Source organism: Sanguibacter sp. A247 (assembly GCF_052324925.1).
In the GTDB taxonomy this organism is placed as follows: domain Bacteria; phylum Actinomycetota; class Actinomycetes; order Actinomycetales; family Cellulomonadaceae; genus Flavimobilis.
On the sequence record NZ_JBQPRE010000002.1, the window covers coordinates 570,832 to 592,858 of the forward strand.

The following is a 22,027-nucleotide window of genomic DNA, read 5'->3' on the forward strand; positions in this document are numbered from 1 at the left end:
CGCAGCGCGTCGCGCTCGGGGGCGACGCGCTGCGCCGCCCCGCCCACGACGACGAGGCCCGGTGGCGCCGCAGCGAAGTGCTTGCCGGTGCTCACTGGAGCACCTCGTCGTCCACGCGCAGCGCCCAGTCAGCGAACGTCTCGTCGCCCTCGTGCTCGGCGTCGTACCGACGCACGACGCGCTCGACGTAGTCGGCCACACCGTCGGCCGTGACCTTGAGGCCCCGCACCGTGCGGCCCAGACCGCCCTCGTCGCGGCCGTGCCCCTGGAGGCCGCCGCCGAGGTGCACCTGGAACCCGGGGACCTGCTCGCCTTCCGCGGTCGTGATGATCTGGCCCTTGAGGCCGATGTCGCCGACCTGGGTGCGGGCGCACGCGTTGGGGCACCCGTTGATGTTGAGGAGGATCGGCGCACGGTCGCCGCGGTCGAGCCGCGTCTCGAGAGTCTCGACGACCTCGCGGGCACGCGCCTTGGTCTCGACGATCGCGAGCTTGCAGAACTCGATCCCGGTGCACGCGATCGTGTCGCGACGCCACGGGCTCGCGTGGGTTTCGAGGCCCGCCGCACGCAGCGCGTCGACCGTCTCGTCGACGCGCTCGCGCGGGACGTCGAGAACGAGGATCTTCTGGTGCGGGGTGAGGCGTACGCGCTCGGACCCCACGGCCTCGGCGAGTCGCGCAACCTCGAGGAGCGTCGTTCCAGAGATGCGGCCGGCGTAGGGGGCCGCGCCGATGTAGAAGCGGCCGTCCTTCTGCTCGTGCACACCGATGTGGTCGCCCGGACGCGGGGCGGGCGCGGGGGCCGGCCCGTCGGGCAGGGCGTAGCCGAGGTACTCGGTCTCGAGGACCTCACGGAACTTCGCCGGGCCCCAGTCGGCCAGGAGGAACTTCAGGCGCGCCTTGTTGCGCAGGCGGCGGAAGCCGTAGTCGCGGAAGATCGAGGTGATGCCGACCCAGACATCTGCGACGAGCTCGGGCTTGACGAAGGTTCCGAGGCGCTCAGCGAGACGCGGCTGGGCCGAGAGCCCGCCGCCGACCCAGATGTCATAGCCGGGGCCCAGCTCGGGGTGCACGACGCCGACGAAGCCGAGGTCGTTGATCTCGTGGAGCACGTCGAGGCTTGGGTGGCCCGTGAGTGCGGTCTTGTACTTGCGCGGCAGGTTCGAGAATGACGGGTCGCCGATGTACCGCTCGGAGATCTCACGGATCTGCGGACTGGGGTCGAGGATCTCGTCCTTGGCGATCCCGGCGACGGGGCTGCCGAGGATGACGCGGGGGACGTCGCCGCACGCCTCGGTCGTGCGCAGGCCGACCGCCTCGAGCCGACGCCAGATCTCGGGGACGTCCTTGATGTCGATCCAGTGGTACTGGATGTTGTGACGGTCGGTGATGTCGGCCGTGTCGCGCCCGAAGTCGACCGAGATCTGGCCGATGACCCGCGTCTGCTCGGTCGTGAGCGCACCGCCGTCGACGCGCACGCGCATCATGAAGAACTCGTCCTCGAGCTCGTGGGGCTCGAGCTGCGCCGTGCGGCCGCCGTCGATCCCGGGGCGGCGCTGCGTGTAGAGGCCCCACCAGCGGAACCTGCCGTGGAGGTCCTCGGGGTCGATCGAGGCGAAGCCGCCCTGGGCGTAGACGGTCTCGATGCGCTCGCGGACGTTGAGGCCGTCGTCCTTCTGCTTGAGCACCTCGGTCGGGTTGAGCGGCTCGCGTCCGTCGACCGACCACTGACCCTGGGGGCGCGTCGAACGTGACGGGCGAGCGACCCCGCGCGAGGCGCGGGGTGCGGCCTCGGCGTTGTCGGTAGCTGTCGTCGTCATGGTGCCCCCTCGGGTGGTGCGGTGCGGTGGTGCGGCGCGGTGCGGTGTGGCGGTGGTGCGCAGAGCTGTTGCGCAGAGCTGTTGCGGCGGTGCGTGACGGACCTGAACGTAGGGAGCCCCGGAGTCCGCAACAACCCGTCCCGCCATCCGGGACGACTTGATCTGACGTCGGGTCCGGATCTCACGTCCCGGGTGCGTCGGCCGTGCGCGCCCGCGCGATGGACGGCCGCCGCACGCAGCTCGTGCTCGGTCGTAGAGTTGGCGCGCCGCCGAGCGAAGGAGTGGCGATGCACGACGACGCAGCGCAACCGCGCACGGGAGAGCAGGTAGACGCATGGGCCTGACCTCCCTCGCAGGGCTCGCCTTTCCGTGGGACCTCCTCGAGCCCGCCAAGGCCCGAGCCGCCGCGCACCCGGACGGGATCGTCGATCTCTCGGTCGGGACGCCCGTCGATCCCACGCCCGCGGTCGTGCGCCACGCTCTCGAGTCGGCGTCCGACGCCCACGGCTACCCGCTCACGGCCGGGACGCCTGCGCTGCGCGCTGCGATCTCCGGCTGGTTTGAGCGCAGGCGCGGCGTCAAGGTCGCGCCCGACGCCACGCTCCCCACGGTCGGGTCCAAGGAGCTCGTCGGCCTCCTGCCGTCGATGCTCGGCCTGGGCGAGGGCGACACGGTCGTCCACCCGGCCGTCGCGTACCCGACGTACGACATCGGTGCGCGCCTCGCGGGGGCGCGGTCGCTCGCGACCGACGACGTCGCCGCGTGGGAGGGCCGCGACGATGTCCGTCTCGTCTGGGTGAACTCGCCGGGAAATCCTCATGGGCGGGTCGCCCGTGTCGAGGAGCTGCGCGAGGTCGTCGTGGCAGCGCGACGGATCGGCGCGATCGTCGTCTCGGACGAGTGCTACGCCGAGCTCGGCTGGGGTGCCGAGGGCGACGGCGCCGTGCCGAGCCTCCTCGACGAGCGGGTCTGCGACGGGGACCAGTCCGGTCTGCTCGTCGCGTATTCGTTGTCCAAGCAGTCGAGCATGGCGGGCTACCGGGCGGCGTTCGTCGCAGGTGATCCCGCGCTCGTCGGGGAGCTGCTCGCGCTGCGCAAGCAGCTCGGGCTCATCGTTCCCGCGCCCGTCCAGGCTGCGATGGTCGCGGCGCTCGGGGACGACGCGCACGTGGCCGAGCAGCGCGAGCGCTATCGCGCCCGACGTCGGGTCCTTGGTGACGCCTTGACCGAGGCGGGCTTTGTCATCGACCACTCGGAGGCTGGACTTTACCTGTGGGTGCGACCCTCCGGTGAGGCCGTCGACTGCTGGGAGACCGTCGGGCACTTCGCGCGGCTCGGGATTCTCGTGGCCCCGGGCGCGTTCTACGGCGAGGCCGGAGCCGGTCACGTGCGGATCGCGCTCACCGTGAGCGATGAGCAGGCTGCGGTCGCGGCCGCGCGGCTGACGACGTTCGCAGAGCTCTGAAACCGCTCGTCGGGACCATGGTCCCAGGTTTTGTGATGTTCATCACCAGATTCTGACCCGTGGATGACCCGAACTGATTGGTCGTGAGCCGGTCCGCGCAGGTACCGTCGAGCCTGACGGTCGACGCAGCCCGCCGGAGCTGGGGTTCCCCAGGTCCGCAGGACGGATCCTTCCGCTTCTCTCGCGGACGGCACCGAGAGGTCGTCGACGCTCACGGACGTACGCGGCCGCAGCCTCTGTGCCAGGCCCCAAGGAAGGACACCATGACCCCGAACGCGCAGACCGGTGTGACGCTCACCGTCGGTCAGGTCACTCAGGACCTCCCCGTCGTCCCCGCGAGCGAGGGCAACGACGGCATCGTCGTCTCGTCCCTCCTGGGCACGACCGGCAAGGTCACGCTCGACCCGGGCTTCACCAACACCGCCTCGTGCGAGTCCGAGATCACCTACATCGACGGCGGCGAGGGCATCCTGCGCTACCGCGGGTACCCGATCGACCAGCTCGCCGAGGGCTCGACCTTCCTTGAGGTCGCCTACCTCCTCATCCACGGCTCGCTGCCGACGGCGTCCGAGCTCGAGGCCTTCGTCACGCGCGTCAACCGCCACACGCTCGTCCACGAGGACTTCCGCACGTTCATGGGGACGTTCCCGCGCAACGCGCACCCCATGGCCGTCATGGCGTCCGCCATCAACGCCCTCTCGACGTTCTACCCCGAGTCGCTCGACCCCTTCGACGACGAGACGGTCGAGCTTGCGAGCGTCCTGCTGCTCGCCAAGACGCGCACGATCACGTCGTACGTCCACCGTCGCTCGATCGGGGAGCCGCTGCTCTACCCCGACTACTCGCGCGGGTACGTTGACGACTTCCTGCGCATGAGCTTCGCGCAGCCCTACATGCCGTACGAGGCCGACCCGATCGTCGTCGACGCCCTCGACACGCTGCTCATCCTCCACGCCGACCACGAGCAGAACTGCTCGACGTCGACCGTGCGCATGGTCGGCTCGGCGCACGCCAACCTTTATGCGTCGGTCTCCGCCGGGATCAACGCACTCTCGGGCCCTCTGCACGGTGGCGCCAACGAGGCCGTCCTGGCGATGCTCAACGACCTGAAGAAGTCGGGCGACGACGTCGACACGTACATGACGCGCGTGAAGAACAAGGAGGCGGGAGTCCGCCTCATGGGCTTCGGCCACCGCGTCTACAAGAACTACGACCCGCGCGCGGCGATCGTCAAGAAGAAGGCTTACGCGGTGCTCGACGCCCTCGGCGCGCACGACGAGCTGCTCGACATCGCGCTGCGACTCGAAGAGATCGCTCTCAACGACGAGTACTTCATCGAGCGCAAGCTCTACCCGAACGTCGACTTCTACACGGGTCTCATCTACAAGGCGATGGGTTTCAGCCCGACGATGTTCACGCCGCTGTTCGCGCTCGGCCGCATGCCCGGCTGGATCGCACAGTGGCGCGAGATGATGAAGGACCCCACGACGAAGATCGGCCGTCCCCGCCAGGTGTACACGGGCGCCACGGAGCGCCCCTACGTCCCGGTCACGGAGCGCTGAGCTCACCGTGACGTGCCGGCCCCCTGGGCCGGAGGCATTCATTGCGCGGTCGCACCCCCAAGTGGTGCGACCGCGCAGTCTTCTCCGACGCGCCCTCGCTGGGCCGGGCGTCGTCCCGACGCGGCGTGCCCGGTTGGTTGCGTTGGGGCACCCCTGGGGGGTGCGTGGGCGCAGGGAACTGGGTGGGGGCGGGCGAGGTCCGCTCTGGACGCGGCGTCGGCCCGGCCCGGCCGGTCTCGGCCCGACCCGGCCGGTCTCGGCCCGACCCGGCCGGTTGGTTGCGTCGTGGCACCCCTGGGGGGTGCGTGGGCGCAGGGAACTGGGACGGGTCTCGGCGCGGCCTGGCCGGTCCCGACGCGGCGTGCCCGGTTGGTTGCGTTGGGGCACCCCTGGGGGGTGCGGGGGCGCAGGGAAGTGGGGGGGGTGGGAGGACGGGGCGAGGCCCTAGGGCGCGAGGGCGACCGTGACCGCGTTGGGGCTCGACGCCGGAGTCGTCGCGCCCGACGGCGCCGGCACGGTGCGCCAGGCGCCGGTCGCGCGCTCCCAGGTGCGGTCGCCGAGCGTCACGGAGACGACCTGACCAGGCTCAGCGACCGCGACGGCCCACATCGCGATCCGCGCGAGGGAGCGATCGTGATCTCCGGCGAGTGATCCCGGCGAGAGCCGCACGGTTCGCGTCGCGGCATCGGCGGTGACTGAGGCCGAAGGCATGTCGCGGCTGGCGCGCTTCGCGAAGACGCGCACGTCACCGCCGGGCAGGGAGGGGCGCAGCTCGCACGTGAGGTCCGCGCCGTCCTGCGCGGTGAGGGCCGACGCCCACGCTCGCGCGCGACCCTCGTGCTGGGCGTAGGCGTCGGGGAAACCGGACCGCTGCACGGCCTGCGCCGCAACCGTGACGTCGAGCGAGGTGTAGTCGCGGACCTTGACCAGGCCGTCGTAGAACTTCCCCGTCGAATACACCGGGTCCATGATCTGCTCGACCGAGCCCCACCCCTGCGAGGGCCGCTGCTGGAAGAGCCCGACCGAGTCGCGGTCGCCGTAGTCGATGTTGACGGCCCGCGACTCCTGCATGGCGGTCGCGATGGCGATCGTCACGGCGCGCGCGGGCAGGCGACGCTCGGCCGCCATGGCAGCGAAGAGCGCGACGTTCTGGGCCTGGTCGGGGGAGAAGTACCAGTCGTCCTCGCCGACGCTCGCCCAGCAGGTGTGCCGCGGCTCAGGCGCAGGACGTCGTGTGTCGAGCACCTGAGCGACGGCCCACACGCCGCCGATCGCGAGCCCGACCGTCGCCGTCATGCCGACGAGCGAGCGGACGAGCGTGCGCCGAGCGCGTCCCGACCTCGAGCGAGGCCGGGACGCGGCGGACGTGCGTGGTGCGGGCACGTCAGGCGTGCAGCGCAGCGTTGAGAGAGACGCCGACGCCGTCGCGGACGAGGACCTCGACGGCGCCCGTGAGCGACGACCGTCGGAAGAGCAGCCGGTCGCGTCCCGCGAGATCGCGCGCCTTGACGACCGTCGCTGCGCCGGAGGTGCCGCCGACGAGCGTCACCTTGGTGCCCGCCGTGACGTAGAGCCCCGCCTCGACGACGCAGTCGTCGCCGAGCGGGATGCCGAGGCCAGAGTTGGCGCCGAGGAGCGTGCGACGGCCGATCGAGACGACGGTCGTCCCACCGCCGGAGAGGGTGCCCATGATCGACGCCCCGCCGCCGACGTCGGAGCCGTCGCCCACTGTGACGCCCTGCGAGATGCGGCCCTCGACCATCGAGACGCCGAGCGTGCCCGCGTTGAAGTTGACGAAGCCCTCGTGCATGACGGTCGTGCCGGGAGCGAGGTGCGCGCCGAGGCGGACGCGATCAGCGTCCGCGATGCGCACACCGGTCGGCAGGACGTAGTCGACCATGCGCGGGAACTTGTCGACCGAGAGCACGGCGACGGGACCGGTGGCCATGAGCCTCAGGCGCGTCTCTTCGAACCCGTCGACCGCGCACGGGCCGCGGTCGGTCCACACGACGTTGCTCAGGAGGCCGAAGATGCCGGTGAGGTCGAGCGTGTGAGGAGCCGTGAGGCGGTGCGAGAGCAGGTGGAGGCGCAGGTAGGCGTCGGACGCGTCTGCGGGAGGAGCGTCGAGGTCGATCTCGCGCAGCACGACCTCACGGCGCACCCGGCGCGCGTCGTCGTCGACGGCGAGCTCGCTCACCCGCTGCGCGAGGGGATCTGCCCACGGATCGTCCGGCGCCAGGCCGAGGCGCGGCTCGGGGTACCACGTGTCAAGGACAGAGCCGTCGGCTGCGATCGTCGCCAGGCCGAGACCCCAGGCGTTTCGGGAGGTCTGGGTCATGGGACAACCCTAGGGCGTGGCCGGTGCAGGCCCGTCATCGCCCCGTGGATCCTCCACGATCCCCGCACGTCCCGGATCACGCTGCCGGCGACGACGACGCTCGTGTCGTGGTCGTCGCCACCCTGCCTCGCTGAGCGGATCGGAGCCGGCGACGATGTCGTCGACGTGGAGATCGTCCCGCACCTGGAACGAGAAGGTCGCGACTGCGCTCCCGAGGCGCTCCCGGCGCGCTCCCGAGGTGCGTTCCATTCCGTGGCGCTGTCCGGGCTCGGCATGCGTGGCGGCTCTAGCATGCCTGCATGACGCCGCAGCCCGCCCCCGCCCTCGATCTTCGTGGCGACCTCGCCGCGCTCGTCGCCGCGCTGTGCGACATCCCGTCGGTCTCGGGCGACGAGACGCGGCTCGCGGACGCGGTCGAGGCGGCGCTGCGCGGGCTCGGGCACCTCGAGGTGTTGCGCGACGGCGACGCGGTCGTTGCGCGGACGCACCTCGGCCTCGCGCGTCGCGTCGTCGTCGCGGGCCACCTCGACACCGTGCCGCTCACGTCCCCGCCGAACCTCCCCGTGCGCGTCGTTGACGGGCCGGGCGGCCCTGAGCTGTGGGGGCGAGGGACCGTCGACATGAAGGCCGGCGTCGCGGTCCAGCTTGCGCTCGCGGCGCGCCTCGGAGCCGACGTCGTCCCCGCCGCGGACGTCACGTGGGTGTTCTACGACCATGAAGAGGTCGCGGCGGAGCTCAACGGCCTGGGTCGGCTGGTCCGCCATCACCCCGACTGGTTGACGGGCGACGTCGCGGTGCTGTGCGAGCCGACGTCGGGTGGGATCGAGGGCGGCTGCAACGGAACCCTGCGCGCCGAGGTCCGCACGACGGGCGTCGCGGCGCACTCTGCGCGTTCCTGGACGGGGCACAACGCGATCCACGATGCGGCAGACGTGCTCGCGTGCCTCGCCGTGTACGTCCCCCGGACCGTCGACGTCGATGGGCTCGCCTACCGCGAAGGGCTCAATGCGGTCGGCATCCGCGGTGGCATCTCGGGCAACGTCATCCCCGACGAGTGCGTCGTCACCGTCAACTACCGCTTCGCTCCCGCGCTCGACCTCGCCCAGGCCGAGGCGCACGTGCGCGACGTCTTCGCCGGGTACGAGGTCACGGTGACCGACGGAGCCGAGGGCGCACGTCCGGGCCTCGACGATCCGCTCGTCGCGGACCTCGTCGCCTCGGTCCTCGCGGTGACGGGGGGCGAGCCGGCCGCGAAGCTCGGCTGGACCGACGTCGCGCGCTTCTCGGCTCTCGGGATCCCGGCCGTCAACCTCGGCCCGGGCGACCCGTTGCTCGCGCACAAGGACGACGAGCACTGCCCCGTCACGCAGGTGACAGCGACGTACGACGCGCTGCTCGACTGGCTGTCCGCGCGCTGAGCGATCGTCCCGCGTCCACCCGGATGTCACACGCTGGCCCTAGGGTGGGCAGCATGAGTGACGAAGGCATCTCCCAGCCCGGAACCGGCTACCGCAAGGGTCCCGTCCTGCTGCGACGCGGTCAGATCCCGGAGCAGACGACCGACCAGCGCCTGCTGTCGAAGGACGGCGACGCCGACTGGGTGCACGGCGATCCGTGGCGGGTCATGCGGATCCAGTCGGAGTTCGTCGAGGGCTTCGGGGCGCTCGCCGAGCTCGGTCCCGCCATGAGTGTCTTCGGCTCGGCGCGCACCAAGCCGGGGACACCGGACTACGAGCTCGCGGTCGACGTGGGTCGCAGGCTCGTCTCGAAGGGCTACGCGGTCATCACGGGCGGTGGCCCGGGGATCATGGAGGCTGCGAACAAGGGCGCCTCCGAAGCCGGGGGAGTCTCCGTGGGTCTCGGCATCGAGCTCCCGTTCGAGCAGGGCATGAACCAGTGGGTCGACCTGGGTGTGAACTTCCGCTACTTCTTTGCGCGCAAGACGATGTTCGTCAAGTACGCGTCGGGCTTCGTCGTCCTGCCCGGCGGCTTTGGCACGTTCGACGAGCTCTTCGAGGCGCTCACCCTCGTGCAGACGCACAAGGTCACGGAGTTCTCGATCGTCCTCGTGGGCTCCGACTACTGGACGCCGATGATGGAGTGGCTGCGGGGCCCCGTGCTCGCGCGCGGCATGATCTCGGCCGCTGACCTCGAGCTTGTGAAGATCGTCGACTCCGCCGAGGAAGCGGTCGAGATCGTCGTGGGCCGCGACATCGAGCTGCGCGCAGCGCAGCGCGCGGCCCTCGACGCGCTCGAGGCCGACCAGGACGCGGCTGCGGGCCGGACGACGGACGTTCGCGACGCGTCATGACGAGGCAGGCTGAGGGCGGCGCCCTGCCGTGGTCCGCCCTCGCCTCCTCGCTCCTCGCACCGCCTCGGTTGTCGCCGCCGCTGCGCGTGCGCGGCCGTGACGTGGGCGTGCGGGGCGGCGCCGTCATGGCGATCGTCAATCGCACGACCGACTCCTTCTTCCCGGGTGCCCGCCATGCAGACGACGACGTCGCGCTCGCGGCCGTCGAGCGTGCGGTGCGCGACGGTGCCGAGATCATCGATGTGGGCGGTGTGCGCGCGGGTGTCGGCCCCGACGTGAGTCCGGTCGAAGAGATCGACAGGGTCGCACCGTTCATCGCGCGGCTGCGGTCCGAGGTGGGTGACGACGTGGTGCTCTCCGTCGACACGTGGCGTGCCGACGTGGCCGAGGCGGTTGCCCAGGCGGGTGCTGAACTGCTCAACGACACGTGGGCGGGAGCCGACCCGGGCCTCGTCGAGGTTGCGGGCCGGCGCGGCCTCGCGGTCGTCGTCTCGCACACGGGTGGACTGCCGCCGCGCACCGACCCGCACGGCGTGCGTTTCGACCTGCCTCCCGACGCCCCTGACGATGCTGATCCGCTCGATGCGGTCGTGCACGACGTCGTCGCGACCCTTCGGCGCGGCGCGGCGCGCGCGGTCGCCTGCGGCGTCGACCCGCTCGGGGTTCTCGTCGATCCGACGCACGACTTCGGCAAGCGCACGGTGGACTCCTTGCGCCTCGTGCGGCACACACCGGCCCTCGTCTCGCTCGGCCATCCCGTCCTCATGGCACTCTCCCGCAAGGACTTTGTGGGCGAGACCCTCGACCTCCCGGTCAACGAACGTCTCGAGGGGACGCTCGCAGCCACGGCCCTCGCCGCGTGGGGCGGTGCGCGCGTCTTTCGGGCGCACGACGTCCGAGCGACGCGCCGCACGCTCGACATGGTCGCTGCGATCCGCGGTGACCTGCCACCGCGTGCCGCTGTTCGCGGACTGTGAACCCGAGGCTTTGGGGGCGGTCCGTGCTGCATAGGGCGGCGTCATGACGCGTCTATGAACTAGAATGGGTAAGGAATCCGTCGTGTCCAACCACTGGAAGACCCCGCTCGACCTGCGCCGAGGCGCCGGGCGAGCGGACCGGGGGTTGTGACGGCGGCCACAACGGACACAAGGGAGAGCCACCGATGGCAGCGATGAAGCCGAGGACCGGCGACGGACCGCTCGAAGTGACGAAGGAGGGCCGCGGCATCGTCATGCGCGTCCCGCTCGAGGGTGGTGGCCGGCTCGTCGTCGAACTCAACGCTGGCGAGGCTGCCGAGCTCGGCGCTGCGCTCGACGCCGTGGTGGGCTGACACCTTGCCGCGGACGCCTGCACGCACGGCTGCGCCCATCGTCGACCCGTGGAGCGTCGACCACGACCTTCCTCAGGTCGTCGTCGTGGCCGGGCGGCTGGCGGAGTGCGCATTTCTCACGCAGGACGAGGTCGAGGTCGTCGTCCTCCCTGTGGCCCCCGGGCCCGAGGAGGGCGACGGCCTCGAGCCGCGTCACGGCATGATCGACGCAGCGCTGCGCTACGGCGTCGACTTCTCGGAGCTCGCGGACCGCGCGAGCTTCGACGGCGGCGCGGGCGAGACGCTCGTCGTCGACCTTCCTCGCGCGCACCGTGGCACGGACGCACTGCCGTGGGCCGGTCTCCCCGAGCGCGTCGTCCTGCTCGGGCTGGGACTCTCGCGCGTCGAGGACTTCCGCCGAGCGGGCGCCGCGGTCGCGCGCGTCACGCGCGGCGTCGGGCGCGTCGTGACGACCGCGAGCGGAACAGACACGTTCGAGGACCAGCGTGCGTTCGTCGAGGGCTACCTGCTCGGCGCGTACCGCGCGCCGAGCGCCGCGACGGCCAAGCCGCGCAAGGCTCCCGCGACCGAGCTCGTGCTCCTCGGGGCGCACGCCCAGTCCGCTGTCGACGAGGCCGTGCGCACGGCGCGCGCGACGTGGCTCGTGCGGGACCTCACGACGGTCCCGTCAAACATCAAGACCCCCCGGTGGGTAGCCGACGTCGCCGAGCGGCTCGGCCGCTCCGCAGGACTCACCGTGACACGTCTGAACGGCGCAGACCTGGCCACGGCCGGCCTCGGCGGCCTCGCAGCGGTGGGGCAGGGCTCCGACTCCGCCCCCGAGCTCGTCGCGGTCTCCTACACGCCCGACGACGCACCCGCGGACGCCCGGCACATCGTGCTGGTCGGCAAGGGCATCACCTACGACACGGGCGGCATCGACATCAAGCCGCGCACCTCCATGGTGACGATGAAGAACGACATGAGCGGAGCAGCCGTCGTGCTCGCGGCCGTCCTCGCGGCTCGCGACGCCCAGCTGCCGCTGCGCGTCACCGCGGTGCTGCCGCTCGCCGAGAACCACTTCGGCGCGAGCTCCTACCGTCGCGCCGACATCCTCACGATGGCCGACGGGACCCGCGTCGAAATCGGCAACACGGACGCTGAGGGGCGCCTCGTGCTCGCCGACGCCATCGCCTGGTCGCGTGCGACCCTCGCGCCTGACGCGATCATCGACGTCGCGACGCTCACGGGCGCCGCCGAGGTCGCGCTCGGTGCGCGCACCGCAGCCCTCCTCGCAACCGATGACGCCCTCGCCGGAGCGATCGAGTCGGCCGCCGTGACGACGGGCGAACCCGTCTGGCGACTCCCGCTCGTCGACGAGTACGACGCGCGCATCGACTCCTCGCTCACCGACGTGCGCAACGTGCCCGCCGACGAGCGTGGCGGCGGTGCCATCACGGCCGCGCTCTTCCTGCGCCGCTTCGTCGGGGACGTGCCCTGGGCCCACGTTGACATCGCGGGTCCCGCCCATGCCGACAAGGCTTCGCACGAGATCCCCGCGGGCGCGACCGGGTTCGGGGCTCGACTCGTGTTCGGAGCGCTCGAGAGCCTCGCCCGCACGCAGCCCGCCCGCACGCAGCCCGCCCGCACGCAGCCCGCCCGCACGAGGTAGAGCGCGAGCTCACGTCGACGTGGCGATGCCCGGCAGTCACCGACTGCCGGGCATCGTCGTGTCGAGCTTGTGGCCGTCACGCCCGCGTTCCAGGGCAGTGTCGACCGCGGTGACTCAGCGGCGCACCGCGAGGAGCAGACCGTCGCCCGAGGGGATCATCGCCGGGACCACCCGCGGGTCCTCGCGCAGCGTGCGCCCGATCTCCCGCACGAGCGTCGTTGCCTCGTCACGGCGCGCGGGGTCGGCGACGCGGCCGTGCCATAGCGCCTCGTCGAGCGCGAGAACACCGCCCGGGCGCAGCAGACGCAGCGCCTGCTCCACGTGGTCGGCTGCGTGCGGGGAGTCCGCACCGACGAGCACGAGGTCGTAAGCGCCGTCGGCGAGGCGGGGCAGGACGTCGCGCGGCCGGCCGTTGATCGTGCGTGCACGCGCGGGACGCACCCCGTCCTCGGTGAACGCGGCCTTCGCGGCCCGCTGGTTCTCCGCCTCGGGGTCGATCGTCGTGAGAACGCCGTCAGGCTCCATGCCGCGCAGCAGCCACAGCGCAGCCACTCCCGTGCCCGTCCCGACCTCGACGACCGTGCGCGCACGCAACGTCGTCGCGAGCAGCCGCAGCACCGCACCAGCACCGGGCGCGATCGCGTGGCAGCCGTACTGTGCCGCGCGCTCGCGCGCGCGCAGAAGAACGTCGTCCTCGACGACGTAGTCCTCGCAGTAGTCCCAGGCCAGGGTCTTGTCGCTGGAGATGGTGTCCTCCTCGTCGGCGTGCGGCCGGTCGCGGTACACGTCGGCCCTCGCCGATCTTACCGCCGGGGACGCTCCGCGCGGCGGCTCCTGATCGGCACGGGCGCACGAGCCCGCGGCAGCGAGGGCGAGAGCCCGCGGCAGCGGGCGTGTTCGCCCGTGGCGCATCCGGTTCCCGTGCGGGCGTGGCACCTGAGAGACTGGCCCGGTGAGCGATGTCGAGACCACCGTGCCGACCTGGGAGCAGATCGTCCAGGATCATTCCGCGCGCGTGTTTCGCCTCGCGTACCGGCTCACGGGCAACCGCCACGATGCGGAGGACCTCACCCAGGATGTCTTCGTCCGCGTCCTGCGATCGCTCGACCGGTATGAGCCCGGCAACTTTGATGGGTGGTTGCACCGCATCACGACGAACCTCTTCCTGGACGGCGCGCGTCGGCGTCAGCGCATCCGCATGGACGCGATGGGGGACGACGCGGCCCGCGTCGCGGGCTCGAGCGAGGTCGAGCCCGAGCGCGGCTTCGAGCACGCCAACCTTGACGTCGACATCCAGCAGGCACTCGACGCGCTCGCCCCGGAGTACCGTGCGGCCGTCGTCCTGTGCGACATCGAAGGACTCTCCTACGAAGAGATCGCAGTAACGCTCGGCATCAAGCTCGGCACCGTGCGCTCGCGCATCCACCGGGCTCGTGCCCAGCTGCGGCGTGAGCTCGCGCACCGGCGCCTGCCCGAGGGGGCCAGCACGCTCGAGGTTGGTACGTGAGCAGCCACTTCGGTCCCTGGATCAGCGCGTACGCCGACGGCCAGCTGCCCTCGGCCAAGGCAGAGCGCCTCGAGGCGCACATCCTCGTGTGCGCGGCGTGCTCCCGTGAGCTCGGGGACGAGCGCCGCGCCCGCTCGCTCCTTCTCGCCGCACGCGACGTCGCGCCTGGCCCTGACCTCGCGGCGCGCATCCTCGCGGGAGCGCCCCCCGCATCTGCCGCACACCCGACGCAGCGCCGGGAGTGCCATCCTGACCTGCGTCCTGACACCGGGAGCAGGTCCTTCCCGGCGCTCACGGGCGATCTGCGTCGGCGCCGCCGCACACGACGGTGGGTCGCGGTGTCGGCCGTCGTCGTCGGGTGCGGCGTCATCGGGCTGTCCGAGCTCGGCCGCCCCCCTCTCGTCAACCCCGACACCGCCCAGGCGTCCGCCCTGGACACGCTCTCGCTCGCGCCCGTGCGCGGCGTCGTGGGGATCGCGGCGACGACCGGGTCCGACGACGTGCTCGCGCGTCTGCGTCGCGAGGGGTGGATCCTGCCGTCCGCGCTTCCGGACGGCGTGAGCCTCGCGCACCACGCGGTGCGTGGTGACGTGCTCGAGATCGACCTGGACACGCCGTCCGGTGCTGTCGTCGTGATCGAGCGCAGGGGAACCCTTGCTGACGCTCTCGCGCAGCACCCCGCTGTCGATGTCGAGGGGCACACCGTCTATGTCTTGACGACCGAGCCCTGGCACGTCGTCACCCAGGTCGGCGACGTCGTCGTCGAGCTGTACGCACCCGGCGACGGAGAGCCGGCGCGCGACGTCCTCGCCTCGCTCGAGGGCCACGCGAGCGTCGGCATCGTCTCGCGCGTGTCGCATGGCTGGTCAGTGCTCACCGAGGAGATCTCCCGATGACCCATCCGTCCGCAGATCCCGAGCGGGGCGGACACGGGCCTGTGCCACCTGCTCCGCTGTCGCCGTTCGCGTCCCCGGCCTCGCCGTACGGCCCGTACTCGCCGCCCCAGCCGTCACCGTACGCGCCACCGCGCCCGACGCCCTACGGTGCACCGGCCGCGGCGCCACCCGGGTCGTCGTACCCGCCGAGCCCGGTCGCTCCCGCCGGGATGCTCGCGGGCGCGCCCGCGTGGGGCACCGAGGGCACGATCCCCGGGCGGGCTCCGCGCCGGCAGTCCCGCGGCCGTGGCCTCGGCCCCGGCGCTGTCGTTGCCGTCATCGTGCTGGGGCTCGCCTCCGGGTCGCTCGGCGCCGTCGGAACAGTGTCGCTCCTGTCGCTGCGTGGCGACGGTCCGGGCTCGGCCTCGACCGTGGTCGAGGTGCCCGGCAAGCCTGCGGGCGGGACGACGGATCGCTCGCCGACGTCCCTCGCCGGTGTTGCGGCGGCCGTGCTGCCGTCCGTCGTCTCGTTCGAGGTCCGCGGCCAGGACGGCGTGGCGACCGGCTCGGGCTTCGTCTACTCGGCCGACGGCTACGTCATCACGAACAACCATGTGGTCGCGGGGGCCTCGAGCCAGGACTCCATCACCGTGACGTTCGCCGACGGTGCAGAGGTCGGCGCGACGGTCGTCGGCCGCACCGAGGGCTACGACCTCGCGGTCGTCAAGGTCGACCGGACAGGCCTGACGCCGCTGACGTTGGGCGACTCCGAGAGCGTCGTCGTGGGCGACCCGGTCATCGCCATCGGCGCCCCGTTGGGCCTCGAAGGCACGGTGACGACGGGGATCGTGAGCGCGCTCAACCGTCCCGTGACCGCGGGCGACGCTCGAGCAACCTCGTGGATCAACGCGCTGCAGACGGACGCGGCCATCAACCCGGGCAACTCCGGTGGGCCGCTCGTCAACCTCGCGGGTGAGGTCGTCGGCGTCAACTCGGCGATCGCGCAGGCACCGGGGGCCGGGCAGTCCGGCTCGGGCTCGATCGGTCTCGGTTTTGCGATCCCCGCGAACCAGGTGCGGCGCACGGCTGAGCAGCTCATCGAGACAGGCCGGGCGACCCGACCGATCATCGGCGCGCTCATCGACAACCGCTACGAGGGCGAGGGCGTGCGCGTCGTCCGCCAAGAGGACGTCGGACCGGGGGAGCACCCCGTGACTCCCGGGGGCCCCGCCGACAAGGCGGGCGTGCGCCCGGGCGACATCATCGTGGCGATCAACGGCCGCGCCGTCACGCAAGAGGACGAGCTGCTCGTGACGATCCGCGCGCTCGCCCCGGGCGACGAGGTCACCCTCACGATCCGCGAGGCCGGACGGGAACGCGACGTCACGGTGGTCCTCGACGAGGCCGACGCAGACTGATGAACGGCGGTCTCTTCAACATCAACGGCGCCGAGCTCGTCGTCATCCTGCTCGTCGTCGCGCTCGTCGTCGGACCCGACCGCCTGCCCGAGTACGCGCGGCAGCTCGCACAGTTCGTGCGCGCAGCGCGCGAGCAGATCACCAAGGTGCGCGACCGCGTCGACGACGAGGTGCACGCGGAGCTCGGCGACGTCGACTGGAAGGCGCTCGACCCGCGGCAGTACGACCCGCGCCGCATCGTGCGCGAGGCGCTCCTCGACGAGCCCGCGTCAGCTTCCCGCCGTTCGGTCGCGGCCACCGGGTCGGGCACGGTGCGCGGGGCAAGCGCAGCGGGGGCACCGGGCGCGGCCGGCGCCCGGCACGACGCGACGCTCGCCGACGGGGACCCCGCTCCCTTCGACGACGAGGCAACCTGACGCGACGGGCACGTCGCTTACCAGCGCGGGGCTGCGGACGCGGCCGTCCACATCGCCGCGAACGGATTTCCAGCGGGCCCGGCTCACCTGTCATGATGGGCAGATGCCCGCAACGACGCCGCCGACCTCGCGCATTCTCTCGGGGATGCAGCCGACACAGGACTCGCTCCACCTCGGGAACTACATCGGGGCACTGTCCCAGTGGGTCGCACTCCAAGACGCGTATGACGCGTTCTACTGCGTGGTCGACCTCCACGCCCTCACGGTCAATCCCGACCCTGCTGCACTGCGGCACAGGACGCGCGCGACGGCGGCGCAGTACCTCGCGGGCGGCGTCGATCCCGAGCGGGCTGCGCTCTTCATCCAGTCGCACGTCCCCGAGCACGCGGAGCTCGCGTGGGTGCTCTCGTGCCAGACGGGCTTCGGCGAGGCCGGCCGCATGACCCAGTTCAAGGACAAGTCCGCCAAGAGCGGCAACGACGGTACGACCGTGGGGCTCTTCACCTACCCGGTCCTTATGGCAGCCGACATCCTGCTCTACGACACGGCGCTCGTTCCGGTCGGCGAGGACCAGCGGCAGCACCTCGAGCTGACGCGCGACATCGCGACGCGGCTCAACACGCGCTTCGGCGAGGGGACCGTCGTCGTCCCGGAGGCCCACATCCTCAAGGCGGGCGCCAAGATCCAGGACCTCCAGGACCCGCTGCGCAAGATGAGCAAGTCCGAGTCCGGCAAGGGCTCGATCGAGCTGCTCGGCGACATCGCCCAGGCCCGTAAGAACATCCGCTCGGCCGTCACGGACGACGGGAGCGAGATCCGCTTCGACCCCGCCGCCAAGCCCGGCATCTCCAACCTCCTCACCATCTACTCGGTCCTCACCGGACGCACGATCGACCAGATCGTCGCGGAGTACGAGGGCAAGATGTACGGCCACCTCAAGGTCGACCTCGCCGAGATCGTCGTCGAGTTCCTCACGCCGCTTCAGGCGACGGCGCGCACGTACCTCGACGACCCCGCCGAGCTCGACGCGATCCTCGCGCGCGGAGCGGAGCGGGCGCGCGACGTCGCGTCGGCGACCCTCGAGCGTGTCTACGACAGGCTCGGTCTTGTCCGCCCGGCATCGGCAGCCGTGCGATGAGAATGCCGGAGCGCGGTGATGACCAGGCGCGCATCGGCGTCTCGGTCACGGTTCCCGAGCCGTTCGGAACGCAGCTGGCCGATGCGCGGCGCGCGACAGGAGACCCCTACGCGGATCTCATCCCGCCGCACGTGACGCTGCTCGGACCGACGGTCGTCGACATGGCAGACATGCCCGCGGTCGAGGAGCACCTCGCGCGGGTCGCGCAGGAGTCCGCGGCGTTCACGCTTCACCTACGCGGTGCCGCCACGTTCCGTCCCGTCTCGCCCGTCGTGTTTGTCCAGGTGGCCCAGGGCATCGCGGAGTGTGAGGGGCTCGAGGCGCGGGTGCGCCGAGGCATCCTCGCTCAGGACCTCCGCTTCCACTACCACCCGCACGTCACGGTCGCGCACGAGGTCTCCGACGAGGCGCTCGACGAAGCGTTCGTCAGCATGGCCGACTATGACGCGGCGTTCGAGGTCACGGAGATCGACCTGTACGCGCACGGCGACGACGGCGTCTGGCGCATTCGCCGGTCGTTCCCGCTCGGACGCTGACCCCGCGCACCGAGCGCAGCGTCGCCGCGCACTGAGCGCACTGAGCGCACTGTCGCCGCGCACTGCGCGCCGGACGCACCATCGCCGCGCACCGAACGAACGACCCGAGCTCGGAATGCCGTGAGGCGCTCCGAGCTCGGGCCGTCGTGGTCGTGTCCCCAGGGGTTGTCGTGACCTGGGGTCAGTGCTGGTCTCAGGTCAGAAGGCGCGCGTGATCATCGCGCGCTTGACCTCGCCGATCGCCTTGGTGATCTCGATCCCGCGCGGGCACGCCTCGGTGCAGTTGAAGGTCGTGCGGCAGCGCCACACACCCTCCTTGTCGTTGAGGATCTCGAGGCGCTGCGTCGCAGCCTCGTCGCGCGAGTCGAAGATGAAGCGGTGTGCGTTGACGATCGCGGCGGGGCCGAAGTACTGGCCGTCAGTCCAGAACACCGGGCACGACGACGTGCACGCGGCGCAGAGGATGCACTTGGTCGTGTCGTCGTAGACCGCACGCTGCTCTGCCGACTGGATGCGCTCGCCGGACGGCTGGTTCCCCGACGTGATGAGGAACGGCATGATCTCGCGGTAGGAGGCGAAGAACGGCTCCATGTCGACGACGAGGTCCTTGATGACGGGCAGGCCCTTGATGGGCTCGACCGTGATCGGCTTACGGATGTCGAGGTCCTTGAGGAGCGTCTTGCACGCGAGGCGGTTGCGACCGTTGATGCGCATCGCGTCGGAGCCGCAGATGCCGTGGGCGCACGAGCGGCGGAACGTGAGCGAGCCGTCCTGCTCCCACTTGATCTTGTGGAGCGCGTCGAGCACGCGGTCGGTGCCGTTCATCGTCAGCACGTGATCGTCCCAGTACGACTCGTCGCCGTGCGGACCCTCGGGCAGGAACCGGCGCACGCGAAGCGTCACCTCGAAGGTCGGGATCTCACCCACCGGCATCGCGGCGGTGGTCTGCTCAGTCGTGGCAGTCATCAGTACTTACGCTCCATCGGCTGGTAGCGGGTCACGACGACCGGCTTCTGTTCGAGCCGGATCTCGTGCGGAGGGATGCCGGCCGCGTCGGCGGCCTCTGCGTCACCGCGGCGGTAGGCCATGGTGTGCGCCATGTAGCCCGCGTCGTCGCGGTCGGGGTAGTCCTCACGGAAGTGACCGCCGCGTGACTCCTTGCGGTCGAGGGCACCCACGACGACGACCTCGGCGAGGTCGAGCAGGAAGCCGAGCTCGACGGCCTCGAGGAGGTCGGTGTTGAAGAGGCGGCCCTTGTCCTGGACGGAGACGTTGCTGTAGCGCTTCTGGAGGTTCTTCACGACGGCGAGGGTCTCGGTGAGCGAGGCCTCGGTGCGGAACACCTGCGCGCCTCGGTCCATCGACTCCTGCAGCTCGCGGCGCAGGTCGGCGACGCGTTCACCGTCGGGACGCGATCGCATCGCGTCGAGCTCGGCGATCGTGCGGTTGGCTGCGTCCTCGGGCATGTCGAGGAGCGTTGCGCCGGCCGCGTACTCGGCGGCCGCGACGCCCGCGCGCTTGCCGAAGACGTTGATGTCGAGGAGCGAGTTCGTGCCGAGGCGGTTGGAGCCGTGGACGGAGACGCACGCGACCTCGCCGGCCGCGTAGAGACCGCGGATGACGTCGGTGTTGTTGCGCAGGACCTCGGTCGTGATGTTCGTGGGGATGCCGCCCATCGCGTAGTGAGCGGTCGGGTACACCGGCACGGGCTCGGTGTAGGGCTCGATTCCGAGGTAGGTGCGCGCGAACTCGGTGATGTCGGGCAGCTTGGCGTCGATGTGCGCGGGCTCGAGGTGCGTGAGGTCGAGCAGGACGTAGTCCTTGTTCGGGCCTGCCCCTCGGCCTTCGCGCACCTCGTTGGCCATCGAGCGCGCCACGATGTCGCGCGGGGCGAGGTCCTTGATGGTCGGGGCGTAGCGCTCCATGAAGCGCTCGCCGTCGCCGTTGCGTAGGATCCCGCCCTCGCCGCGTGCGGCCTCGGACAGGAGGATCCCGAGGCCCGCGAGGCCTGTCGGGTGGAACTGGAAGAACTCCATGTCCTCCAGGGGCAGGCCGCGTCGCAGGGCGAGGGCCATGCCGTCACCGGTGAGGGTGTGGGCGTTCGAGGTCGTCTTGAAGATCTTGCCCGCGCCACCGGTCGCGAGGATGACGGACTTGGCGCGGAAGATGTGGATCTCGCCCGTGGCGAGGTCGTACGCGACGACTCCGGCGACGGAAACGGGCTCGCCCTCGACGATGTCCTCGTGCGCGAGGTCCTTGTCGAGGATGATGTCGAGCACGTAGAACTCGTTGAAGAACTCCACGTCGTTCTTCACGCAGTTCTGGTAGAGCGTCTGGAGGATCATGTGGCCCGTGCGGTCGGCCGCGTAGCACGAGCGACGCACAGCGGCCTCGCCGTGGTTGCGCGTGTGACCGCCGAAGCGGCGCTGGTCGATCTTGCCCTCGGGTGTGCGGTTGAACGGCAGACCCATGCGCTCGAGGTCGAGAACCGCGTCGATGGCCTCCTTGGCCATGACCTCGGCGGCGTCCTGGTCGACGAGGTAGTCACCGCCCTTGACGGTGTCGAAGGTGTGCCACTCCCAGTTGTCTTCCTCGACGTTGGCGAGCGCGGCGCACATGCCGCCCTGGGCGGCTCCCGTGTGGGAGCGCGTCGGGTAGAGCTTGGAGATGACGGCGGTGCGGGCGCGGGTCGAGGACTCCAGGGCTGCGCGCATGCCGGCGCCGCCTGCGCCGACGATGACGACGTCGTACTGGTGGATCTGCATCGCTTCTGATGCCTCCTGGGACGGTTCGGGTAGGGCTGGCCGAGGGCCTGGCTCAGAGCCTCTTGCAGAAGTCCGCGAGCACCGCGGGGTCGGCACCGGCGGGGCACGGCTCGAACGTGAAGATCACGAGCGTCCCGGTGATGACGACGATGACGAAGGCCGCGTAGAGAAGGGTCTTGAGGATGCCGCGGGTGCGGTCCTTCTCGGCGTAGTCGTTGATGATCGTGCGTACGCCGTTGGTCCCGTGCATCATCGCGAGCCACAGCATGATGAGGTCGACGACCTGCCAGACCGGACTGGCCCACTTGCCTGCGACGAACGCGAAGTCGATGGCCTTGATGCCCTCGCCCGCGAGGAGGTTGACGAACAGGTGCGTGAAGATCAGCCCGACGAGGACGACGCCTGAGAGGCGCATGAAGACCCAGCCGTAGAGCTCAAAGTTGCCCCGGGTGGTCTTGCGGCGTGCGAAGGGGGAGCGCGGCGCGGCGATGGTGGGAGTGGTCACGGTCAGCCTCCGAAGACATGCATGAGGTGGCGTGGCAGGAATCCAGCCATCGTCACGACGAACAGGCCGACGACGACCCAGAAGAGGGTGCGGTGGTGCTTGGCGCCCTTGCTCCAGTAGTCGACGAGGATGATGCGCAGGCCGTTGAACGCGTGGAACACGATCGCTGCGACGAGCCCGGCCTCGGCAAGACCCATGACCGGGTTCTTGTACGTGCCGATGACGGCGTTGTACGCCTCGGGCGAGACCCGCACGAGCGCCGTGTCAAGCACGTGCACGAGCAGGAAGAAAAAGATGAGCACTCCGGTCACGCGGTGCGCGACCCACGACCACATGCCTTCACGGCCGCGGTACAAGGTGCCTTGTGCCTTGGGCACGGGGGCCTCCCGGG

At 71.0% G+C, this 22,027-nt stretch carries 21 protein-coding genes; 13 read left to right on the forward strand and 8 right to left on the reverse strand.

All coding sequences use genetic code 11. The annotated features are described in order from the left end of the window. Positions 1 to 91: 91 nt before the first annotated feature. Positions 92 to 1,819, reverse strand: a complete 1,728-nt coding sequence (locus tag ACTVCO_RS06695) for a nitrite/sulfite reductase (RefSeq protein WP_443727619.1) — start codon at positions 1,817 to 1,819, stop codon at positions 92 to 94. 334 nt (positions 1,820 to 2,153) lie between these two features. On the opposite strand from ACTVCO_RS06695, the gene dapC reads away from it, so the two are divergent. Together dapC and ACTVCO_RS06705 are read left to right on the forward strand one after the other, a co-directional pair. Next, entirely contained in the window at positions 2,154 to 3,284 is a 1,131-nt protein-coding gene (gene dapC / locus ACTVCO_RS06700) for a succinyldiaminopimelate transaminase (RefSeq protein ID WP_443727620.1), read from the forward strand. 263 nt (positions 3,285 to 3,547) lie between these two features. Next, positions 3,548 to 4,846 (forward strand): citrate synthase, encoded by a 1,299-nt coding sequence (locus ACTVCO_RS06705; RefSeq protein ID WP_443727621.1) that lies wholly within the window; start codon positions 3,548 to 3,550, stop codon positions 4,844 to 4,846. Positions 4,847 to 5,290: 444 nt separating this feature from the next. On the opposite strand, the gene ACTVCO_RS06710 is transcribed toward ACTVCO_RS06705, so the two are convergent. Beyond that, entirely contained in the window at positions 5,291 to 6,142 is an 852-nt protein-coding gene (locus ACTVCO_RS06710) for a hypothetical protein (RefSeq protein ID WP_443727622.1), read from the reverse strand. A gap of 88 nt (positions 6,143 to 6,230) precedes the next feature. Further along, positions 6,231 to 7,184 carry a 2,3,4,5-tetrahydropyridine-2,6-dicarboxylate N-succinyltransferase gene (gene dapD, locus ACTVCO_RS06715; protein WP_443727623.1) on the reverse strand — a complete coding sequence of 318 codons (954 nt, stop codon included), beginning with the start codon at positions 7,182 to 7,184 and terminating at the stop codon, positions 6,231 to 6,233. A 299-nt stretch (positions 7,185 to 7,483) separates the two neighbouring features. Here dapD and dapE point away from each other — a divergent pair, with 299 nt between their 5' ends. From dapE to ACTVCO_RS06740, 5 genes are all read left to right on the forward strand, one after another. After that, positions 7,484 to 8,602, forward strand: a complete 1,119-nt coding sequence (dapE, locus tag ACTVCO_RS06720) for a succinyl-diaminopimelate desuccinylase (RefSeq protein WP_443727624.1) — start codon at positions 7,484 to 7,486, stop codon at positions 8,600 to 8,602. Between the two features lie 53 nt (positions 8,603 to 8,655). Then, a complete protein-coding gene (locus tag ACTVCO_RS06725; RefSeq protein WP_443727625.1) occupies positions 8,656 to 9,495 on the forward strand; it encodes a TIGR00730 family Rossman fold protein in 840 nt (279 codons plus the stop codon). Further along, positions 9,492 to 10,472 (forward strand): dihydropteroate synthase, encoded by a 981-nt coding sequence (folP, locus tag ACTVCO_RS06730; RefSeq protein WP_443727626.1) that lies wholly within the window; start codon positions 9,492 to 9,494, stop codon positions 10,470 to 10,472. Before ACTVCO_RS06725 ends, folP begins: the two co-directional genes overlap by 4 nt. 185 nt (positions 10,473 to 10,657) lie before the next feature. Continuing rightward, positions 10,658 to 10,825: a DUF3117 domain-containing protein gene (locus tag ACTVCO_RS06735; protein WP_443727627.1), complete on the forward strand. Its 168-nt coding sequence runs from the start codon at positions 10,658 to 10,660 to the stop codon at positions 10,823 to 10,825. Between the two features lie 4 nt (positions 10,826 to 10,829). Continuing rightward, positions 10,830 to 12,476 carry a leucyl aminopeptidase family protein gene (locus ACTVCO_RS06740; protein ID WP_443727628.1) on the forward strand — a complete coding sequence of 549 codons (1,647 nt, stop codon included), beginning with the start codon at positions 10,830 to 10,832 and terminating at the stop codon, positions 12,474 to 12,476. Between the two features lie 114 nt (positions 12,477 to 12,590). Here ACTVCO_RS06740 and ACTVCO_RS06745 read toward each other — a convergent pair whose 3' ends face one another. After that, the gene (locus tag ACTVCO_RS06745; protein ID WP_443727629.1) at positions 12,591 to 13,262 is read right to left on the reverse strand and encodes an O-methyltransferase; all 672 of its coding nucleotides are present in this window, start codon (positions 13,260 to 13,262) and stop codon (positions 12,591 to 12,593) included. Positions 13,263 to 13,428: 166 nt separating this feature from the next. Here ACTVCO_RS06745 and sigE point away from each other — a divergent pair, with 166 nt between their 5' ends. The 6 genes from sigE to ACTVCO_RS06775 all read left to right on the forward strand — a co-directional run bounded on the left by sigE (position 13,429) and on the right by ACTVCO_RS06775 (position 18,366). Continuing rightward, a complete protein-coding gene (gene sigE / locus ACTVCO_RS06750) occupies positions 13,429 to 13,983 on the forward strand; it encodes an RNA polymerase sigma factor SigE (RefSeq protein ID WP_443727630.1) in 555 nt (184 codons plus the stop codon). After that, positions 13,980 to 14,879 (forward strand): anti-sigma factor family protein, encoded by a 900-nt coding sequence (locus ACTVCO_RS06755; RefSeq protein ID WP_443727631.1) that lies wholly within the window; start codon positions 13,980 to 13,982, stop codon positions 14,877 to 14,879. Before sigE ends, ACTVCO_RS06755 begins: the two co-directional genes overlap by 4 nt. Further along, positions 14,876 to 16,276 (forward strand): S1C family serine protease, encoded by a 1,401-nt coding sequence (locus tag ACTVCO_RS06760; RefSeq protein WP_443727632.1) that lies wholly within the window; start codon positions 14,876 to 14,878, stop codon positions 16,274 to 16,276. The genes ACTVCO_RS06755 and ACTVCO_RS06760 overlap by 4 nt, the downstream gene beginning before the upstream one ends. Next, the gene (locus ACTVCO_RS06765; protein ID WP_443727633.1) at positions 16,276 to 16,692 is read left to right on the forward strand and encodes a twin-arginine translocase TatA/TatE family subunit; all 417 of its coding nucleotides are present in this window, start codon (positions 16,276 to 16,278) and stop codon (positions 16,690 to 16,692) included. Before ACTVCO_RS06760 ends, ACTVCO_RS06765 begins: the two co-directional genes overlap by 1 nt. Before the next feature lie 103 nt (positions 16,693 to 16,795). Continuing rightward, positions 16,796 to 17,830: a tryptophan--tRNA ligase gene (gene trpS / locus ACTVCO_RS06770; protein WP_443727634.1), complete on the forward strand. Its 1,035-nt coding sequence runs from the start codon at positions 16,796 to 16,798 to the stop codon at positions 17,828 to 17,830. Next, the gene (locus ACTVCO_RS06775) at positions 17,827 to 18,366 is read left to right on the forward strand and encodes a 2'-5' RNA ligase family protein (RefSeq protein ID WP_443727635.1); all 540 of its coding nucleotides are present in this window, start codon (positions 17,827 to 17,829) and stop codon (positions 18,364 to 18,366) included. Before trpS ends, ACTVCO_RS06775 begins: the two co-directional genes overlap by 4 nt. Positions 18,367 to 18,564: 198 nt before the next feature. On the opposite strand, the gene ACTVCO_RS06780 is transcribed toward ACTVCO_RS06775, so the two are convergent. From ACTVCO_RS06780 to sdhC, 4 genes are read right to left on the reverse strand one after another with little or no spacing between them, the layout of a single operon-like run. After that, on the reverse strand, positions 18,565 to 19,332 hold the full coding sequence (locus ACTVCO_RS06780) for a succinate dehydrogenase iron-sulfur subunit (protein ID WP_443727636.1): 768 nt from the start codon (positions 19,330 to 19,332) through the stop codon (positions 18,565 to 18,567). Beyond that, positions 19,332 to 21,131, reverse strand: coding sequence for a succinate dehydrogenase flavoprotein subunit (gene sdhA / locus ACTVCO_RS06785; RefSeq protein ID WP_443727637.1), 1,800 nt, complete (start codon positions 21,129 to 21,131; stop codon positions 19,332 to 19,334). The genes ACTVCO_RS06780 and sdhA overlap by 1 nt, the downstream gene beginning before the upstream one ends. Before the next feature lie 52 nt (positions 21,132 to 21,183). Beyond that, positions 21,184 to 21,642, reverse strand: a complete 459-nt coding sequence (locus ACTVCO_RS06790) for a succinate dehydrogenase hydrophobic membrane anchor subunit (RefSeq protein ID WP_443727925.1) — start codon at positions 21,640 to 21,642, stop codon at positions 21,184 to 21,186. After that, positions 21,639 to 22,013, reverse strand: coding sequence for a succinate dehydrogenase, cytochrome b556 subunit (gene sdhC, locus ACTVCO_RS06795; protein ID WP_443727638.1), 375 nt, complete (start codon positions 22,011 to 22,013; stop codon positions 21,639 to 21,641). The genes ACTVCO_RS06790 and sdhC overlap by 4 nt, the downstream gene beginning before the upstream one ends. Between the last annotated feature and the right edge of the window lie 14 nt (positions 22,014 to 22,027).

Excerpts from the sequence above, each read along its gene's own strand:
- ACTVCO_RS06710 (WP_443727622.1), bottom strand. The coding sequence starts at position 6,142 with ATGACGGCGACGGTCGGGCTCGCGATCGGCGGCGTGTGGGCCGTCGCT.
- folP (WP_443727626.1), top strand. The coding sequence starts at position 9,492 with ATGACGAGGCAGGCTGAGGGCGGCGCCCTGCCGTGGTCCGCCCTCGCC.
- trpS (WP_443727634.1), top strand. The coding sequence starts at position 16,796 with ATGCCCGCAACGACGCCGCCGACCTCGCGCATTCTCTCGGGGATGCAG.
- dapC (WP_443727620.1), top strand. The coding sequence starts at position 2,154 with ATGGGCCTGACCTCCCTCGCAGGGCTCGCCTTTCCGTGGGACCTCCTC.
- sdhA (WP_443727637.1), bottom strand. The coding sequence starts at position 21,131 with ATGCAGATCCACCAGTACGACGTCGTCATCGTCGGCGCAGGCGGCGCC.
- dapE (WP_443727624.1), top strand. The coding sequence starts at position 7,484 with ATGACGCCGCAGCCCGCCCCCGCCCTCGATCTTCGTGGCGACCTCGCC.
- ACTVCO_RS06725 (WP_443727625.1), top strand. The coding sequence starts at position 8,656 with ATGAGTGACGAAGGCATCTCCCAGCCCGGAACCGGCTACCGCAAGGGT.
- ACTVCO_RS06775 (WP_443727635.1), top strand. The coding sequence starts at position 17,827 with ATGAGAATGCCGGAGCGCGGTGATGACCAGGCGCGCATCGGCGTCTCG.
- ACTVCO_RS06765 (WP_443727633.1), top strand. The coding sequence starts at position 16,276 with ATGAACGGCGGTCTCTTCAACATCAACGGCGCCGAGCTCGTCGTCATC.
- ACTVCO_RS06705 (WP_443727621.1), top strand. The coding sequence starts at position 3,548 with ATGACCCCGAACGCGCAGACCGGTGTGACGCTCACCGTCGGTCAGGTC.
- ACTVCO_RS06735 (WP_443727627.1), top strand. The coding sequence starts at position 10,658 with ATGGCAGCGATGAAGCCGAGGACCGGCGACGGACCGCTCGAAGTGACG.
- dapD (WP_443727623.1), bottom strand. The coding sequence starts at position 7,184 with ATGACCCAGACCTCCCGAAACGCCTGGGGTCTCGGCCTGGCGACGATC.
- ACTVCO_RS06780 (WP_443727636.1), bottom strand. The coding sequence starts at position 19,332 with ATGACTGCCACGACTGAGCAGACCACCGCCGCGATGCCGGTGGGTGAG.
- ACTVCO_RS06695 (WP_443727619.1), bottom strand. The coding sequence starts at position 1,819 with ATGACGACGACAGCTACCGACAACGCCGAGGCCGCACCCCGCGCCTCG.
- ACTVCO_RS06760 (WP_443727632.1), top strand. The coding sequence starts at position 14,876 with ATGACCCATCCGTCCGCAGATCCCGAGCGGGGCGGACACGGGCCTGTG.